An 18,738-nucleotide genomic window follows, 5' to 3' on the forward strand; every position below is an offset into this window, starting at 1 on the left:
TTTTCGGCTTCTTTTTTCATTTTAGCCATGATTCTTTGAGTTTCTCTTTTATCTACCTTTCCTTTTTTATCAAATCTCTTTTCAAAGGAAGATGCTTTTTCTCTAAAGTTGCAGTTAGTTCCAGTACAAACGTATATCTTACCTTCGCCTTGACCTCTAACTTCTAGTTTCTTTTTACATTCTGGACATCTAGCATTAGTAATTCTTGATACATTTTCTCTATATCCACATTCTCTATCTTGGCATACATTCATAGTTCCATTTTTGCCCTTAACTTCAAGCATATATTTCCCACACTCAGGGCATTTTTTACCTGTTAAATTATCATGATGGAACTTAGTGTCTTCTTGTTTTACTGCTTCAACTAATGCAGTTGAATAATTCTTCATATCCTTTATAAACTTTTTAGGATCTTCTTTTCCTTTTGCTATCTTATCAAGTTCACCTTCCCATTTTGCTGTAAGAAGTGGTGATTTTAATTCTTTAGGAACTAAGTCTATAAGTTGTTTTCCTTTTGAAGTTGGGAATATTTCTTTTCCCTTCTTTTCTATAACAAAAGAATTAAATAATTTATCTATTATATCAGCTCTTGTTGCAACTGTTCCAAGTCCACCTGTTTCTCCTAATGTTTTAGCAGATTCCTTATCTACAGTTATATATTTTTGTGGGTTTTCCATTGCAGATAAAAGCGTTCCTTCATTAAATCTTGCTGGTGGTTTTGTTTCACCTTTCTTTTCAATAACTTCTTTAACCTTAAATACATCACCTTTATTTATCTTAGGAAGTTCTTGTTCTTTTATATCTGTATCTTCTTCGTAATCTTCTCTATCAAAAACTTTTTTCCATCCTTTTGATTTAATAACTTTCCCTTTAGCAATAAGTCTTTCACCATTTACTTCCCCCTCAAGAGTAGTTTGAATATATTCAAATGGAGGCATAAGAACTGATAAAAATCTTTTAACTACTAAATCATAAACATGTCTTTCTTCTAAACTTAAGTTTTCTAAAATTCCTCTTTCTTCTGTTGGAATTATTGCGTGGTGATCTGAAACTTTAGAATCATCAACAAAACTTTTATTTCCTGTTATCTTAGTTTTAAGTAAATCTGTAGCTATCATTCTATATTCGCCTACTGAAATTGCTTTAAGTCTTTCAGGAATTGTAGCTACTATATCCTTAGAAATATATCTTGAGTCTGTTCTTGGATATGTTAAAAGCTTATGATTTTCATAAAGTCTTTGCATTATATTTAATGTTTGCTTTGCTGAATATCCAAATATTTTATTACAATCTCTTTGCAGTTCTGTTAAATCATAAAGTTTTGGTGAGAATGTTTTTTTATGACTTTCAGTAACCTTTACTATTTTTCCTTCAGAATTTCTAAGCTTTGATGCTACTTTATCTGAAAATTCCTTATTAAATATTCTTGAATTATTATCTTTATTTACCCAAGTAAAATTGCATTTATCAGCCTTAATATTAATAGTTCTATATTCTTTTGGTTTAAAGTTTTTAATCTCTTCTTCTCTTTGAACTATCATAGCTAAAGTTGGTGATTGAACTCTACCTGCTGAAAGCTGTGCATTATGCTTACATGTTAATGCTCTTGTAACATTAAGCCCAACAATCCAATCTGCTTCTGCTCTACATTCTGCTGCATGATAAAGATTATCATATAATCTTCCATCTTTTAAATTCTTAAATCCATCTTTTATTGCCTTATCTGTTTGAGATGATATCCAAAGTCTTTTTATTGGCTTTTTAACATGTGCTTTTTCTATAATCCAACGTGCAACTAATTCCCCTTCACGACCTGCATCTGTTGCAATTATTATTTCATTAACATCTTTTCTTTGCATCTGCTCTTTTACAATCTTATATTGTTTTCCACTACCTTTAATGACTGTAAGTTTCATGTGTTTTGGAAGCATTGGTAGTGTTTCCATACTCCATTTTTTCCACTCAGGATTATACCCTTCTGGTGCATCTAAAGTTACTAAATGACCAAGTGCCCAAGTTACTATGTATTTATCTCCTTCTAAAAATCCATTTCCTTTTTTATTACATTTTAAAACTCTTCCAAGTTCTCTTCCAACTGAAGGCTTTTCTGCTAAAACTAATGATTTCATAAATCTTTTCCTTCCTTAATTTAATTTATTATTTTTATTATACTACATTAATATAGTTCTTTATAAAAACATTTACCCTAAAAATTAAAAAGAGTTAAGAAATATTTTCTTAACTCCTTTTTACTATTTTTTCTTTCTACTTTTTATCTTTCTAAGCATCTTTGTTCCAAATACATTTGTACCAATTCCTAATAAAAACATTCCGCCACCAAAACTTGTTGCTAAAGTTTTTTTAAGCTTTGTTCCATCAACTACTACATCTTCTGGATCATATTCACTTACAAGTTCTAAAGTATCTTCTAAAAGCTTAACTCCAAAATCAATATCCATATTCATTGGCACTATATGAGCATAAACTTTAATATCATCATTAATATTATCTATTTTAAATCTATAAGCTACTATATTCTTTTCACTATCTTCATCTACTAATTCCATTTCAACATCTTTATGATTTACTTTTATCTTTATATTATTCATAAGATCAGTACCTGAAAATCTTAATGTTAAATACTTAACTCCATCAATTTCTTCAATTAAGGCTGTTTCATTTACATATTTTCTTGCCATCTTTTTTCCGATTGCACTATCGCTTATAATTTCATTTTTTATCGTATACTCTTTATAAGATTTTTTTGCTAAACTTTTCTTGCTAGCTTTTATGTTGCTTTTATTATTTTTACTTGTATTACTATTCTTTTCAGTGCTATCTGAGTCTGAATTTAAATCAGATTCTAAAGTAGAGTCTGAAATAATACTTGAAATATTTTCAATGTTTGGTATTGATAATGCTGTATTAGATTGTGATTCTGGTATAAATCCTATTTGAGTTACTGTATCTTTTAAAAATTTAACTCCAAAATCTATGTCTTCTCCAAGCATATCTATATGCATTTTAAAGTTAATATTATCATCTAATGAACTTACTAAAAACTCTATATCCATCAAATTATTATTCTTATCATCTTTTAAAACTGTATAATTAACTGATTTATTATTTACAAAAACTCTTATGTTAGACATTAAATCTGTGCCTGATATACTTATAGTTATATATTTTTTTCCTTCTCTAACTTCCATATAATTAATTTTTGCAATGGCTCCTCTAGCTGCAGTATATCCAATTTCACTTTCTGTTAATATTTCATTTTGCATCTTATATATCTCTTTATTTTGAGTTTGTATATTACTTTCAACTTGGTTACCTAAATTATTATTAGTATTTTGCTGATTTGTTATCTGAGAATTTGTTTCTCCATTTGTTTGTGGCTTATTTGCATTTTGTGAATTAGATATTGATCCGTTTGTTTCAGGCTTTTTATCTTCTTCTTTTTCTATTTCAGGTTTTTCTATTTCAGGTTTTTCTATTTCAGGTTTTTCTATTTGAGGTTTTTCATCATCTTCTTTCTCTTCTTCTTTTTCATCAGCATCTTCTGGTTTAGTTAAATCTTCTTCTTTTTCAAGCGTATTTTCTTTTAGTATTAATCTAAAATCAACATTCATAGTTGGAAAAGGTGTTGAACTTACTATAATATCATCTTTTATAGAATCTATTTTAAATTCATAAGTAATTTTATCATCAGTTTCATTTACTATTTTAATTTCCACAACTTCATCATTTACTTTTATCTTAACATTTTTCATCATAGATTTATTTAAAAATGTTATAACTAATCTAGCTTGTCCCTTCTCTACTTTTAGAGTACTTTCTTTTTCTAAAAACTTTCTAGCCATAGACTCTTTATCTTCTGTAAGATGAAATGCATCATTTTCTATTTTATATTTTCCATCTTTGAGTTTATTCTCTTCTTCTATACGCTCTTCTAATACTGTATTCAAAGTAGTTGCGGCTACTGGAACTGCAATTGAAAAACTCATAGTTCCAGCAATAGTTAATGCTATAATTTTATTTCTCATAAATAAATTTCTCTCCTTTATCTTATTTAAAAATATGTCTTATAAATTCATATGGTCTATAAATTATAAGTCTACATCCTGAAAATCTCATAACTTGCTTTATTTTAATTTTCATATCCTTCTTATAACAATGAATCGGACACCTTTTACAAGAAGTTTTTTCATTTCCAAATTTACAATAACTTAATCTCTTATGTGCATATTCTAATAATTCTCTGCATTCATCACATAATTGGTTATTTTTTGTTTTATGTTTCTTTTCACAATATATTTCTATCATTAATTTAACAATATCTTTTTCTTTATCTATTCTGTTTTGTTTTGTCATTTTATTACTTCCTTTATTAAATTTTTTCTTCTAATCTTAAAGTTTTTATTCTAAACATGAAGTACCAATACTTAGTTAATATAAGTAAAATTATTAAAACTTTTATCAAAATTGAATCTAATATTATTAGTGGAAACATAAGCATAATATCTGCAAATAATAATATTGTTATCTTTTGCTTCATTGTCATAGCTCTATTATTTACAAAACTTTCAAGGTGCTTTTTATACATTTTAGTTCCTCTAAACCATCTATTAAATCTTTCTGACCCTCTTACAAAACAAAAAGATGAAAGTAATAAAAAAGGTGTTGTAGGTAGTATTGGAAGTACTACCCCTATGCCTCCTAAAGCAAATGAAATAAGCCCTACAACTATATATAAAAATTTCTTTATTTTATCCAACATTAACCCCTCCTAATAATCTTCTCTTACTAACTTTTTATTTTCTACCTTAAACACTTTCTCACATACCGAAGATGTTGATTTTCTATGAGTTATTAATATTATCGTTTTATCTTTTTTGTTTTCTTTTAAAGAATTTAATATAATTCCTTCATTTAAAGTATCTAAATTACTTGTTGGTTCATCTAAAATAATAACTTCTCCTTTGCTTAAAAATGCCCTAGCAAGACCTATTCTTTGCTTTTCTCCAGAAGAAAGATTCAATCCAAGTTCTGAAACCTTTGTTTTGTATCCATTTGGAAGGCTTTCTATAAATTCATGTATAGCCGCTTTTTTTGCTGCTTCTTTCACCTCAAATTCAGTAGCATTTAAATTACTAATCTTTATGTTATCTTCTATAGTTTCATTAAATAAATATGTTTCTTGGCTCATAAGCACTTGATGTCTTCTAAGTGCATTTGTTTCAAGTGTCTTTACATCTTCTTGTCCAAATATTACTTTTCCAAAGTTAACATCAAAAAATCTCATAAGTAACTTTACAAATGTACTTTTCCCACTTCCACTTTCTCCAATAATTGCAATGCTTTCTCCTTTTTTAATTTGTATATCTATATCTTCTAATATTTCATTTCTTCCTTTGTATCCAAATGTAACATTCTCATAATTTATATCTAAATTAGTAAGAATTCTATCGCCTTTATTTTCAACAACTTCTGGCTCTTCATCTAAAAGATTAAAAACTCTTTCTGCTGATGCAAATGTTTGTAATAAATTATTTGATAAATTACTTAAAGCAACTACGGGTCCAAAAGATGCTGATACTATAATAATCGCAATAATCATTCTTTCAAATTGAATTGAATTATTTAAATATAAATATATTCCAAGTAATAAAAATCCCATAATTCCAATCATTATAGTAAAATCAGTTGTCGCTCTTATAATGCCTTCATGCAATTTTATTCTTTTTTGTTTTTCATTAAGTTCAGTAGAATATCTATGAATATTTTCTTTTCTCTTTTCCCCATTTTTAAATATTAAGACTTCTTTAAGGCCTCTTAATGAATCTAATAGATATGAATTTGTTTCTCCAAATTTATTTCTATAATCTATACCTGCTTTTTTACCAATTTTAGATGTGAAATATGGTATAAAAAATCCAATTGTAATATATAAAATAAATGCTAAAACTCCATAATATGGACTAATATTAAATAGTATTATTGCTATGATTGTATTTGTTATTATCGCAATAGAAATAGGTGCAATAGTGTGAGCATAAAATACTTCTAATAATTCAATGTCCGCTGTGATTAATGATATTAAATTACCTTTTTCTTTATTTTCAAGCTTAGCTGGTGCAAGCTTTCTAAGTGCTGTAAATACCTTATCCCTTAATATAACTAAAATTTTAAATGCTATATAATGTCCAGATAGTTGTTCTACATATCTAAGAGGCCCTCTTAAAATTGCACAAAGTGCCATAATTATTAAAGATGTAGTAAATGTTATCTTAGCTCCTTCTTTAAGCAAACTCATTATCGCAATTGCTCCAAATGATGTCATAAAAATAGCTGATAAAAATCCTAAAACTCCCATAGATATAGTAATAAACATAATTGGTATTAGAGGCTTTAATTCTAAAATTAATCTTTTCATAAGATAAACTCCTGATTTTCTATTCATTACATTACCTCCCTTTTCTCTAATGTTTCTTGTTCTTTTACCATATCAAAATAATTTTTTCTATTTTCTAAAAGCTCTTTGTGTTTTCCACTTTCAACTAACTTTCCATCATCAAGAACATATATAATATCTGCATCCTTTATATTTGCAAGCCTATGAGAAATTACAATAACTGTTTTTTCTTTTGCTAATTTTTTAATAGCTTTCCATATAATTTCTTCTGATTCAACATCAACATTTGATGTAGCTTCATCGAAAATATATATTTCTCTATCTTTTAAAATAGCTCTTGCAAGAGCTAATCTTTGCTTTTGCCCACCAGATAAAAGTGAACCTCCTTCTCCAACATTTGTATTAATTCCATCTTCAAGAGAATCTACAAAAGATTTTAGATTTGAAAGTTCTAATGCATATTGAATTTCATTATCACTCAAATTTTCTTTTGCAACCTTTAGATTATCTAATATGCTTCCATTAAATATATAACTATTAGTGTTTATTAGCATTATCTTTTCATATATATCACTAAAAGAAATATTGTTTATATTAACTCCATTAAATAATATCTCACCTTTATTTACTTCACGAGTATTTAATAAAAGGTTTGCTATTGTACTTTTTCCACTTCCACTTTTACCTACTATAGCTGTAAATTCTTTATTTTTTATATTTAAAGAAACATCTTCTATTACATTTCTTTTTCCATCATAAGAAAATGTAATATCCTTAATGTCTATATCTATATTATCTAAATTGTTAATATCAAGTTTTATATCTTTTTCCCTTTCTTTACTATCTAAAAGTTCAAATATCCTTTCAGATGCTGCAACACCATTCATAGCAACATGAAAATATGATCCTAAAAGTCTAAGAGGTATAAAAAATTCAGATGATAATAAAATGATTATAACTGTTTGTCCAATATTTATTCGTCCATTTTTAAATTCTATAAGAGCAATTATTGAACCAAAAGCAGCTCCTCCAAAAGCAATAAGGTCCATAACTGTTATTGAATTTAGTTGCATACTTAAAACTTTCATAGTTATTTTTCTAAAGCTTTCTGCTTCTTCATTCATTTTCTTATGTCTTTTTTCATCAATATTAAATACTTTTAATGTTGTAAGTCCTTGAAGATTTTCTAAGAATGTTTCACCTAGATTTGAATAGTTATTCCAGTAATTTTTTAATAATCTTTTTGCAAATTTCATTATTGCTACTATTGATATAGGTATTAATGGTACACATAATATAAATACTACTGCTGCCTTAAATGATATAAATGAAATTACAAAGAATAATGTAATAGGTGCTAAAAGTGCATAAAAAAATTGAGATAAGTATTTACCAAAATATATTTCTAAGGCTTCTACTCCTTCGATAGCACTTTGAACAATAGATGATGTAGATAAGTTTTTGTTATAATCTAATCTAAGTTTAAGTAACTTATCATAGATTATATCTCTAAGTTTTACTTTTACAATATCAGATGATTTATTTGAAAAATATCCATATAATATATTAAAAATAAATCTTATTAATAATAAAACTATAAATATCATTAAATATGATATTATGTATTCTCCAATAAATTGTTTAAAATTTACCCCACTTAAATCATTTATGTTATAGAATACTTTGTTTATAATCCCACCAACTAAAAGTACCATAACAAGATTACATACCGTAACGATCCAACTTGATAATATCGTAAGGCCTATATACTTTTTTGATTCTAAGCAAAGATTAATAAGTCTTTTATTAATCATCATAAAAATCACTCCCTTCCATTAATTACTATATAAATATATCACTTTTGATAATGATTATCAATATCTTTGTAAATTTTTTATTAAATTTTTCGAAATAAAAAAGGCATAGTAGTTTTTTACTATGCCTTAAATCTAATTATTATATGTACTATTTAAATTTCTCTTTGTATCTAGGTAAATTTCTTATAACATCAAGTTCTTTGTCTTTTTTCATATATTCTACAAAAAACTCATCAAGCTCTACTGCTTTTATTATATCATCTAGTGCTTTTTCTAACTCTCCAATTAAAGCATAAAAACAAGCTCTATTATAGTATAAAAATCCTTGATCTTTATTTTCTTTTATTCCATTTGATATAATCTCTATAGCCTTTTTATAATTGTTAGCTTCTCTATAAATTACACCTAAATTTAAATGGCTATAAGGAAAGTTAGGATTACTTTCTATTGATTTTTTATAATATTCTTTAGCTTTTTCATTATTCCCTAAGCCTTTTTGTACTACTCCCATATTAAATAATATCCTAAATTGATTTGGCTCTATATCTAATGCACTATTATTATATTTTTCTGCTTCTTTAAGTCTTCCAACTTCCTCCATTATACATGCTATATTAGCATTAGCCCAAAGATCTTTTGGATTTATCTCTAAAACTTTTTTATAAAGCTCTATTGCCTTTTCTTTTTCTCCTTCTTCATCATATATATTAGCTAAGAAAAAATATGCTTTATCGTAATTTTTATTAAGCTTTATTGCTTTTTTATAATATTCTTTTGCTTCTTCAAAGAAACCATCTTCATCATAAAGAGTTCCAAGTCCATAATAAGCTCTCTCTTCTTTATCATCTATCTTAAGGACTTCTCTATATTTTTCTTCTGCTAAATCTATTTGCTCTAACTCATGATATAAAAGTGCCATATCTAAAAGAAGTTCTATATCATGCCTTCCTTCTTCTAATTTATAAGCCTTTTTATAAAACTGAAGAGCCTTTAATTTGTTGCCTTCAGCTTTAAAACTTCTAGCAACATTTATATGATTATTAAATAAATAGCTATCCATTATATTTTCCTCTCTTTTTATAATTTATAAAAATATTATAGCAGATAAATTTTAAATATTGTAAATATAAAAAAGCCATAGAACTAAAGTTCTATGGCTTATTATTAACATATTATCTGTTGTTAAATCTTTGCTTTCTAGCTTTTCTGCATTCTGGGCATCTAACTGGTTCGTTTTCGAATCCTTTTTCTTTATAGAATTCTTGTTCTCCTACAGTGAAAACGAATTCCTTTCCACAGTCTCTGCATGTAATCTTCTTATCTTCCATTTTTCATTCCTCCAAAAAACATAAAGTTTTCAATAATTAACTTTTTCTATGAATTTGGAGAAAACTCTAAAAAACATAAAATACTTAATTATTTAAAGCTTTATTTATATTTACAGATTAAGTATAGCATAGTATTTTTAGTATTTCAAGAAAATTTTCTAAATATTCTTAATTTATTCTTCAATTAAAAATGGTTGAAGCCAAGCCCTTGCCCCATCTTCTCTATAAGCTTCTACTCTAATATATCCTTCATCACCTTTTACAATATATGAAGCTTCATTTCCTTTTTCTTCTTTAAGAACTTTTCCATTCTTTCCAATGAATTTAAAATACACATAAGGTACTCTTTTATCTCCATTTTTTAATGATATTATATTATCTTCTACTTTTATATCTTCTAACTTTATTCCAAAACTAGCATAAAAACTTCCTCTTTTAATTGCATTTATTATGCTGTCTATAGATTTTTCTTCGCATAATACCATATTGTAAGCTCCACCAGCTCTTGAAAAAATGTGCATATCATCATTTGCAAATCCATATACATATTTTCCATTGCTTAATAATTCATCCCATAAATCTGTTGCAACAGCTCTACCTTTGCAATCCATTCTAACATTATTATTAAATATCTCTATACCAGTATAATTATCTAACTTTAACAATTCTTCTAAAGTCCAATAATCTTCTCTAGTACCATGAGGATGACATATTATATTTATTCCGCCTTCAGCATCTACTTTATTAAATAATTCTTGATGATTAGTATCATCATCTAAATTATCATCATATTCTTTTATGTTTATTCCTAAAGTTTGATGATCTTTTCTTTTATATTCTACACCCTTTATAAGTAATATATCTGTTCTATCATTAAACTCACTAATATCTGTAAGTTTATAATGATCTGTTATTGCTAAAAAATCATACTCCATTTTATATGATGTATACATATTAACTATTTTTTTGGGTTCATAAAAACCACATGGACTATTTTTACTATGTGTATGAAGGTTTCCTTTTAAAAATTCTCCTTTATATCTATATGGATTTATAATTTTCATTTTTAATTCTCCCCTTTTTCATGTGTTATTTATATGCTATCTCTTTAGCTAAATTTATAATTTCAATAACTTTTTCATCAGTTAATTTATAATATCTATACATTCCTTCTTTTTTGCACTCTACAATATTTGCATTTTTTAATATTTTAAGATGCTTTGATAAATTAGCTTGAGAATATTTTATATCTTTATTTAAATTACAAACACAAGTTGGACTTTCATATAATTCTTTTATTATTTTTATCCTAACAGGATGAGCTATAGCTTTTAAAACTTCATTTGTTTTTTCATACATTATTTTATCTCCTTAAAAAGTAGATTTAAAACCTTCTCTCCTACCTTTCTATTTAGCCCTTTATAAGGATAGCAATGTATATGAATAGCAGGATTAAAGTTTATTTCTATAATTCCATAGCCATTTTCACAAGCTTCTTTATTTATATCTTGTATCATCATATCTACTCCAGTTATCTTAGCATTAACACTTTTTGCAGCTTCTATAGCTATCTTTTTATAACTTTCATGGATATCATCTGTAAAGTCTATACTATCTCCACCTGTACTTATGTTTGAATTTTCTCTTAAGTATATAATTTCGCCTTTCTTAGGAATATAATTAAAATCAAGTCCTTGTTCTTTTAAGAACATCTCTTCAATTTCACCTAAAGAAATTTTCTCTAAAGGAGTTTTATAGCCTTTTCCTCTTAATGGATCTTTATTTTTTTCATTGACAAGTTCTGTTATAGTGTCCTTTCCATTACCTAATACATTAGCTGGAACTCTATGAAGTATTCCAACAACTTCATTATCTATAATTAAAAATCTATATTCTTTTCCTTTAATAAATTCTTCAATTAATATTTCCTTATCACTTTCAAAGCCTATTTCACAAGCTCTTTTAAAATCTTTTTCTGTAAAATCACCTTTAAATATAGTGATACCAATACCGAAATTAGTTGATTTTGGCTTAATTACTATTTGTCTATCTTTATACTTATAATAATCCATTAGGGCATCTTCAATATTATCGTAGTATCCACCCTTTGGTACTCTTATATTGTTTTCTTCTAATACCTTTTTAGTAACAAGCTTATTTTCCATTATTAATGCTGTTATGTAACTGTCTTTTGATGTTTTAGTTGCTTGTTTTACATACTCTATATGATTATCTTTCTTTAATGAAATAAAGTTATCTATTCTATCTAATACCTCAAATTTTATTCCCTTTTTTATGCTGTCTATAATTAATATTTGAGTAGATAATTCTAAGTCTTCATATCCTTTTAATTTAAATACATTTTTCTTACTATATTCTAAATATTCTTTACTAAGATTCATGAAATAATCTATATAATTTGATTTTTTTATTCCACTTATTAATTTACTTGCAATTGTATTTTCATAATCATTAAATCTGCTTCTTGAAATATCAATTACTTTTTTTAATTCTTCGTTATCAGAGAATAATGTATTTACTATTTCTTCGATTTCATCTAATACTTTAAGCCCTTGCTCTCTTAAATCAACTTTTTTGCCATTAAAGTTTATTAAATGATACTCATGATTTTCTATAGCATTATTATCATTTTCTACATATTCTTCATGTAATTTAACTGTGTATTCTTGATCCTTAGTAAACAATGTAAATAATATAAATAAGAAAATTAAGTTAAGAGTGTCTTTGCTTACTCCTATCTTTGATAATGGATCTAAATCAAGAAGTCTTATTTCTATATACTTAACTCCATCATTTAAAAGATTTAAGAGCATATCACCTTGTTCTTTGCTTTTAAATCTAATAGGACTATAATATTCTCTTGCCCCTTGTATACAATTATCTTCTATAAGCTTTCTTATGTCTTTAACATATTCTTCTACATTATTATAAGAAACATAAAAATCTTCTGAGTTTTTATATCCACACTCGCTATTTCTTAAAGAGTTTACGCCCTTAAAGTAATAATCATCTTCCCCAATCTTTTCTGATTTTTTACTGCATGTTCCTTTATAACTCTTATGGAATACCGGGCTAGCTCCTGTTAAATATATTAAAAACCATTTATACTTTATTAAGTTTCTTCCTATCTTAAAATAGATATTATTTTTAAAATCTTTATAACTATCTTTGCATTTAGTTAATTTATAAAGTTCTTTTAATAATTCTTCATTAAATGAAAAATTAAAATGAACTCCACTTACAAGTTGCTTTTTAGCACCATACTTTGCAATAAGCCCTTGTCTATATTTAACCTCATCTTTATTTTTAAGCATTGCAACTGGTATCTCATCATCGCTTGGAATTATAGGAGGATTACTTTGTGGCCATAAATATTCATTCTCTAAACTTGTTGATACTATATTATGAAGGTTTTCCATAAAATCATAAACTTCATCTATAGAATTGCATATTGGTGTTACCATCTCAACTTGACTTTCAGAAAAATCTCTTTTTATATATGGATTATTTTCATCAAAAATCTTCGGATGCTTTGTTAATGCAAGTCTTCCTTTAGAATCCACCCTTAAATTTTCTTTTTCAAGACCAAATCCACTTCTTAATAATTTTCTGTTTAGTTTATTATCACTAATTAAATGTAATAAATTATTATACATAATATCTTCTCTACCTTTCATTTTCTTGAAATTTTAATACATCAAAACACCTTTAAATATTATTATCCTTTAATAAATCATTAACACTTATACTCTTTAAAACTTTATTTATTACAGTAAATCTATTTTTTCAATTAATTTTTTAAAATAAAATTTTATATTACTATATAACTATATAGTAATATAGTTATATAGTAAAGTACATTATAAATATATTATATATTTATTTTAATTCTGTATTATTTTATTTATATGTTCTATGAATTAAATTTTTATTAAAAAAAGAAGTTATGCAAAAATGCATAACTTCTTTTATGTTAATTATCTTTATTTTGTTTTATAGGAAGAGTTATTATAAACTCGCTTCCTTCACCAAGTTTACTTATTAAAGTTATTTTCCCATTATGAAGTTTAACTAAATTTTTAACTAATGTAAGTCCTAAGCCACTACTATGATGCTTATTTTTTGTATCTATTTCTACTTGTGAAAATCTATCAAAGACTATATCTCTTTGATCTTCTGCTATTCCAATCCCAGTATCTTTTACTATTATATCCACACTATCTTCATTTTCTTTAATGCTTACAAATATAGAACCACTAGGTTTATTATATTTTACAGCATTAGATATAAGATTTATTACACATCTTTCTATGTTTGTTTTATCACATTCTATAATCTTTTCTTCAATTTCTGGATCTATTATAAGCTCTAAGCCGTTATCTTCTATATAAGTTTTCATAGATAATGCAGTTTCTTCAACAAGATACACAATATCTACTTCTTCTATATTTAGCTTATAATATCCTGAATCAATTTTAGAACTATCAATTAAATCATTTATAACCTTTAAAAGATTTTTAGAATTTTTCTTTATTATTCCCATATACTTTTCTAAATCAACTTGTTTTATTCCTTCTAAATTTTTATTTAGCATAGTTATAAGTTGTTCAGTTGATAATATAACATTAAGAGGTGTTCTAAGTTCATGAGATAAATTAACTAGATATGTATTTCTAACTTTCTCGCATTTTAATAATTTATCATACATATTCTTATTTTCTTTCATCTTTTGATTAAGTTCTTCAGTTCTTTGTTTAACTAATTTATTTAGTATATTAACATAATCTATAACAAAATATGCTATAATAATCAATACTATAAAATATATAAAATATGCTATATTAGTTGCATACCAAGGCTTCTTAATCTTTAAAGAAACTTCTTTCACTTCGCTAAGCTTACCATTTTTATCTCTTGCTCTAACTTTAAATTTATATTTTCCAGGTTCTAAATTAGTGTATCTTGCAAAATTTCTCTTTCCTGAATATACCCACTCTTTATCAAACCCTTCAAGCATATATTCATATGTTCCTGCACCTAAGATTCTGTAATCTGGAAGAAAGAAATCAAAAGTAAACGTATTTTCATTGCTCTTTAACACTACTTTATCATCATTTAATCTTATATTTGGATTGCTATAAACATTAAACTTAGATATAGTTATTTTTTGTTCTATATTTTTGTCATCATTTAATTTTTCTGGGAAAAATGCTGTAACTCCATTTATCCCACCAAAGAACATTTCATCATCTTTTCCTTTAAATTCTGCTGTTCCATTAAATTCGTTGCTTTGTATACCATCTATTATCGTATAATTGTTAAAAGTATCTTCCTTTTGGTCATATTTTGATAATCCACCATTAGTACTAACCCATAAATTATCATCTTTATCTACAAGTATTCCATATGCATAATTATTTGCAAGTCCATCTTCTTCAGTATAAGTCTTAAATTCTCCACTTTTAGGATCTAACTTGCCAATTCCAACTGATGTTGTAACCCATATATAACCATTTTTATCTTCGTTTATACCTTTTATAGCATTATTGCTTAAAGATTTACTATCACCTTTAATATTTTTATAATTCTTAACAAACTTCTTGTTTTTATCTAACTGTATTAAGCCACCGTTCCATCCAGTTGCAATCCAAAAGTTGCCTTTAGAATCTTCAAATACTCTTCTTATAAATGTTTCCCCTATATTATTATCAACTAAAAGATTAGTTAAATCTGTAAACTTATCTTTTTCTGTATCGAGTATACATAATCCATCTCTTGTTCCTATCCAAAGATTCCCTTTACTATCAAAGTAAATTTCTTTAACATCATTATTAACTAAAGAATTTTCTCCTTCTTCATATTTATATCTTTTTATTTCCTCTGTTTTAGGATTTAATCTACATAATCCCTCTTTAGTAGCTACCCATATGTTACCTTTTTTATCTCCAGTAACTTGGAATATTGTATTACTTGGTATGGTGTTTTCATTATTTCTATCAAATTTATAATGAGTCATTTTATTATTTTTTCTATCAAATTTATTTAATCCATCATTTGTTGTTCCAATCCATAATACTCCATCATCATCTTGATATATTCCACCTATGCTATTATTGCTTAATGTATTTTCGTCTCCAGCTTGACTTTTATAATGTATGAATCTTTGATTTGTATCTAGTATACTTATACCACTGTATGTACCAATCCATATAAGTCCTTCATCATCCCTATAAACACTTTGTACACTATCATTTACTAAGCTTTCTGAATCATATGGATTGTTATTAAAGCTCTCTATTTTTCCTGTATCTAAAGAATATTTTATAAGACCGCCTTTACTTCCAAGCCACATATTTTTATTTGAACCTTCATACATACTGTTTACTGCAAAATTCTCTGATCCATATCTTTTATTAATACTTTCTAATTTATCTAGCTTTTTGGTTTTAAGATTAAATTTAACTACTCCACCATCTTGTGTAGCTATCCACATATTCTCATCAGAATCTTTATATAATTTTATTATATAATTGCTTGGTAATATACTTCTTGGTATTCTAGTTACTTTTCCAGTATTTCTATTTAATATATTTAACCCATCTTTTGTGCCGATCCATATTTCATCGTTTTCTCCTTCTGAAATTGAGGTAATAAAATCATCACTTAATGTATTTTTATCCGTATTAGATGGAAGAAATTTTTTAAATTCTTTTGTTTTGTAATCATATAAGTTTAATCCTGACTCTGTACCTACCCATAAATTGTCCTTACTGTCAATATATAAATCCCAAACATGGGCATTTGATAACTTTTTACTATCATTAATATCTGCATCTATTCTTTCTACAGATAATGACTTTCTATCTAATCTTCCAAGTCCTGAACTTGTCCCAATCCATAAATAGCCTTCTTTATCTTCTACTATTGATCCTATAATTCCTGAAGGTATTGTTTTTTCATCCCTATCATCAGATTTTAAAACAGTATAATCATATCCATTAAACCTATTTAAGCCATCGTTTGTTCCAAACCACATATAGCCATCTTCATCTTTAAAAATTGCATAAACTGACCCTTGCGATAAACCATCTTTTACTGTAATATTGGTGAATTTAAAATATTTATCATTCTCTTCAGCACCAACACTTATACACCCAAAATTACCTATTAAAAATATACTTAATATAAATAATGTAATTATGGTAGATTTTTTCTTCATAATTTCCTCCATCTTTCGACATTTTTTTCACATAATTTTATTTTGCCATACACGGAATTTATTGTCAATAAGTAAACTTTTCAAACTATATGTAAATTAATTTATAAAGCAAAAAAGTTATATGAAATTTCATATAACTTTTTTAAAAACTTATCTTTACTAGAATCTTGTATATTATTAGCTTTCCATGAATAATTTTATATCATCATCAACATTTGATATACCTGCAATTCCAAAATTATCAACTAATACTTTAGCTACATTTGGTGAAAGGAATGCTGGTAGAGTTGGTCCTAAATGTATATTCTTAACTCCTAAATGTAATAATGAAAGTAATACTATTACAGCTTTTTGTTCATACCATGCTATGTTGTAGCTTAATGGTAATTCATTAACACTTTCTAATCCAAATATTTCAACTAACTTTAATGCGATTAATACTAATGAATATGAGTCATTACATTGTCCTGCATCTAGTACTCTTGGGATTCCATTGATATCACCTAAATTTAATTTGTTATATTTGTACTTAGCACAACCTGCAGTAAGTATTATAGTATCCTTTGGTAATTTTTCTGCAAATTCTGTGTAGTAGTTTCTTGACTTCATTCTACCATCACAACCTGCCATTACAAAGAATCTCTTTATAGCTCCGCTCTTAATTGCATCTACAACTTTATCAGCTAATTGGAATACTTGATTATGAGCAAATCCACCAACTATTTCTCCAGTTTCGATTTCTGTTGGAGCTTTGCATTTTTTAGCAAGTTCTATTATTTCGCTGAAATCTTTATGTCCATTTTCATCAGCTTCTATGTGTTTACATCCAGGCATTCCGCTTGCTCCTGTTGTAAATAATCTATCCATGTATGGTTTCTTTGAAGGAACTACACAGTTAGTAGTCATAAGTATTGGTCCATTAAATGTTTCAAATTCTTTATCTTGTAACCACCATGCATTTCCGTAGTTTCCTGCAAAATGATCATATTTCTTAAATGCTGGATAATATTGTCCTGCTAACATTTCACTATGAGTATATATATCTACTCCTGTACCCTTAGTTTGTTCTAATAGCATTTCTAAGTCTCTTAAATCATGACCTGATATTATTATACCTGGATTCTTTCTAACTCCAATATCAACTTTTGTTATTTCTGGATGTCCATAGCTTTCAGTATTAGCTTTATCTAATAATGCCATACCACTTACACCAAATTTACCTGTTTCTAAAGCTAATTTAACATAATCATCTACAGTTAAGTTATCATCTAAAGTAGCCGCTAATGCTTTTGCCATAAATCCATGTACATCTGTATCATTATAGCCTAAGTTCATAGCATGCTTCATATATGCTGATAAACCTTTTAATCCATACATTATAAGTTCTCTTAAACTTCTTATATCTTCATCTTTAGTTGCTAAAACTCCAACTGTTTCTGATTTTGCAACAAATGCTATTTCATCTTGCGCACTCCAAGTAGCTGCATCTGGCATTATAAATTCTTTTGTTTGCATACCAAATAACTTCTTAAAGAATCCACCCTTTATTACAACTTCTCCAACTTTTCCGCCTGCATTTATAACTCTTTGTTTTAAATCTTCTCTAAGCTTTAAAGTTTCTCTTACTCTATTTAATATTACTTCTTTATCAAAGTTTGCATTTGTTATTGTTGTAAATAAATTTTCTGTTATGTATTTATCAACTTTAGTATCTATTATTCCAACTTTTCTTCCTTCATCACTTACTATAGCAAGACCTTTTGTTACATATATTAATAAATCTTGTGCCTTAGCTACATCTTCTGTCTTTCCACAAACTCCTCTTACTGTACAGCCCTTACATCCAGCTGCTTCTTGACATTGAAAACAAAACATTCCCATTTATATTTCCTCCTTGGTTATTTACATTTATCTGAATTTTATTATTTACTCTTTTTA

At 26.5% G+C, this 18,738-nt stretch carries 13 protein-coding genes; all 13 read right to left on the minus strand.

The window, feature by feature from the left end:
* Positions 1-2,129 (minus strand): DNA topoisomerase III (locus tag SPJ33_RS09865; RefSeq protein ID WP_321117793.1); only part of this gene is annotated, 2,129 nt, incomplete at its 3' end.
* A 123-nt stretch (positions 2,130-2,252) separates the two neighbouring features.
* The gene (locus SPJ33_RS09870; protein ID WP_321117794.1) at positions 2,253-4,046 is read right to left on the minus strand and encodes an NEAT domain-containing protein; all 1,794 of its coding nucleotides are present in this window, start codon (positions 4,044-4,046) and stop codon (positions 2,253-2,255) included.
* Between the two features lie 22 nt (positions 4,047-4,068).
* Positions 4,069-4,374: a nitrous oxide-stimulated promoter family protein gene (locus SPJ33_RS09875; RefSeq protein WP_321117795.1), complete on the minus strand. Its 306-nt coding sequence runs from the start codon at positions 4,372-4,374 to the stop codon at positions 4,069-4,071.
* Between the two features lie 16 nt (positions 4,375-4,390).
* Complete coding sequence (locus SPJ33_RS09880) at positions 4,391-4,780, minus strand: YbaN family protein (RefSeq protein ID WP_321117796.1); 390 nt, start codon at positions 4,778-4,780, stop codon at positions 4,391-4,393.
* Between the two features lie 9 nt (positions 4,781-4,789).
* Positions 4,790-6,463 carry an ABC transporter ATP-binding protein gene (locus tag SPJ33_RS09885; protein ID WP_321117797.1) on the minus strand — a complete coding sequence of 558 codons (1,674 nt, stop codon included), beginning with the start codon at positions 6,461-6,463 and terminating at the stop codon, positions 4,790-4,792.
* Positions 6,463-8,232, minus strand: coding sequence for an ABC transporter ATP-binding protein/permease (locus SPJ33_RS09890; RefSeq protein WP_321117798.1), 1,770 nt, complete (start codon positions 8,230-8,232; stop codon positions 6,463-6,465). Before SPJ33_RS09890 ends, SPJ33_RS09885 begins: the two co-directional genes overlap by 1 nt.
* Before the next feature lie 148 nt (positions 8,233-8,380).
* Positions 8,381-9,292: a tetratricopeptide repeat protein gene (locus tag SPJ33_RS09895; RefSeq protein ID WP_321117799.1), complete on the minus strand. Its 912-nt coding sequence runs from the start codon at positions 9,290-9,292 to the stop codon at positions 8,381-8,383.
* A gap of 112 nt (positions 9,293-9,404) precedes the next feature.
* The gene (locus SPJ33_RS09900; protein ID WP_321117800.1) at positions 9,405-9,560 is read right to left on the minus strand and encodes a zinc-ribbon domain-containing protein; all 156 of its coding nucleotides are present in this window, start codon (positions 9,558-9,560) and stop codon (positions 9,405-9,407) included.
* Positions 9,561-9,733: 173 nt separating this feature from the next.
* Positions 9,734-10,624 (minus strand): hypothetical protein, encoded by an 891-nt coding sequence (locus SPJ33_RS09905; RefSeq protein ID WP_321117801.1) that lies wholly within the window; start codon positions 10,622-10,624, stop codon positions 9,734-9,736.
* A gap of 25 nt (positions 10,625-10,649) precedes the next feature.
* Complete coding sequence (locus SPJ33_RS09910) at positions 10,650-10,919, minus strand: metalloregulator ArsR/SmtB family transcription factor (protein WP_321117802.1); 270 nt, start codon at positions 10,917-10,919, stop codon at positions 10,650-10,652.
* On the minus strand, positions 10,919-13,237 hold the full coding sequence (gene gshAB / locus SPJ33_RS09915) for a bifunctional glutamate--cysteine ligase GshA/glutathione synthetase GshB (protein ID WP_321117803.1): 2,319 nt from the start codon (positions 13,235-13,237) through the stop codon (positions 10,919-10,921). The genes SPJ33_RS09910 and gshAB overlap by 1 nt, the downstream gene beginning before the upstream one ends.
* Positions 13,238-13,554: 317 nt before the next feature.
* Complete coding sequence (locus SPJ33_RS09920; protein WP_321117804.1) at positions 13,555-16,800, minus strand: two-component regulator propeller domain-containing protein; 3,246 nt, start codon at positions 16,798-16,800, stop codon at positions 13,555-13,557.
* Between the two features lie 177 nt (positions 16,801-16,977).
* Positions 16,978-18,681 (minus strand): hydroxylamine reductase, encoded by a 1,704-nt coding sequence (hcp, locus tag SPJ33_RS09925; RefSeq protein ID WP_321117805.1) that lies wholly within the window; start codon positions 18,679-18,681, stop codon positions 16,978-16,980.
* Positions 18,682-18,738 lie beyond the last annotated feature (57 nt).

This window comes from Clostridium sp. (genome assembly GCF_034179595.1).
Taxonomy (GTDB): Bacteria; Bacillota; Clostridia; order Clostridiales; family Clostridiaceae; genus Clostridium.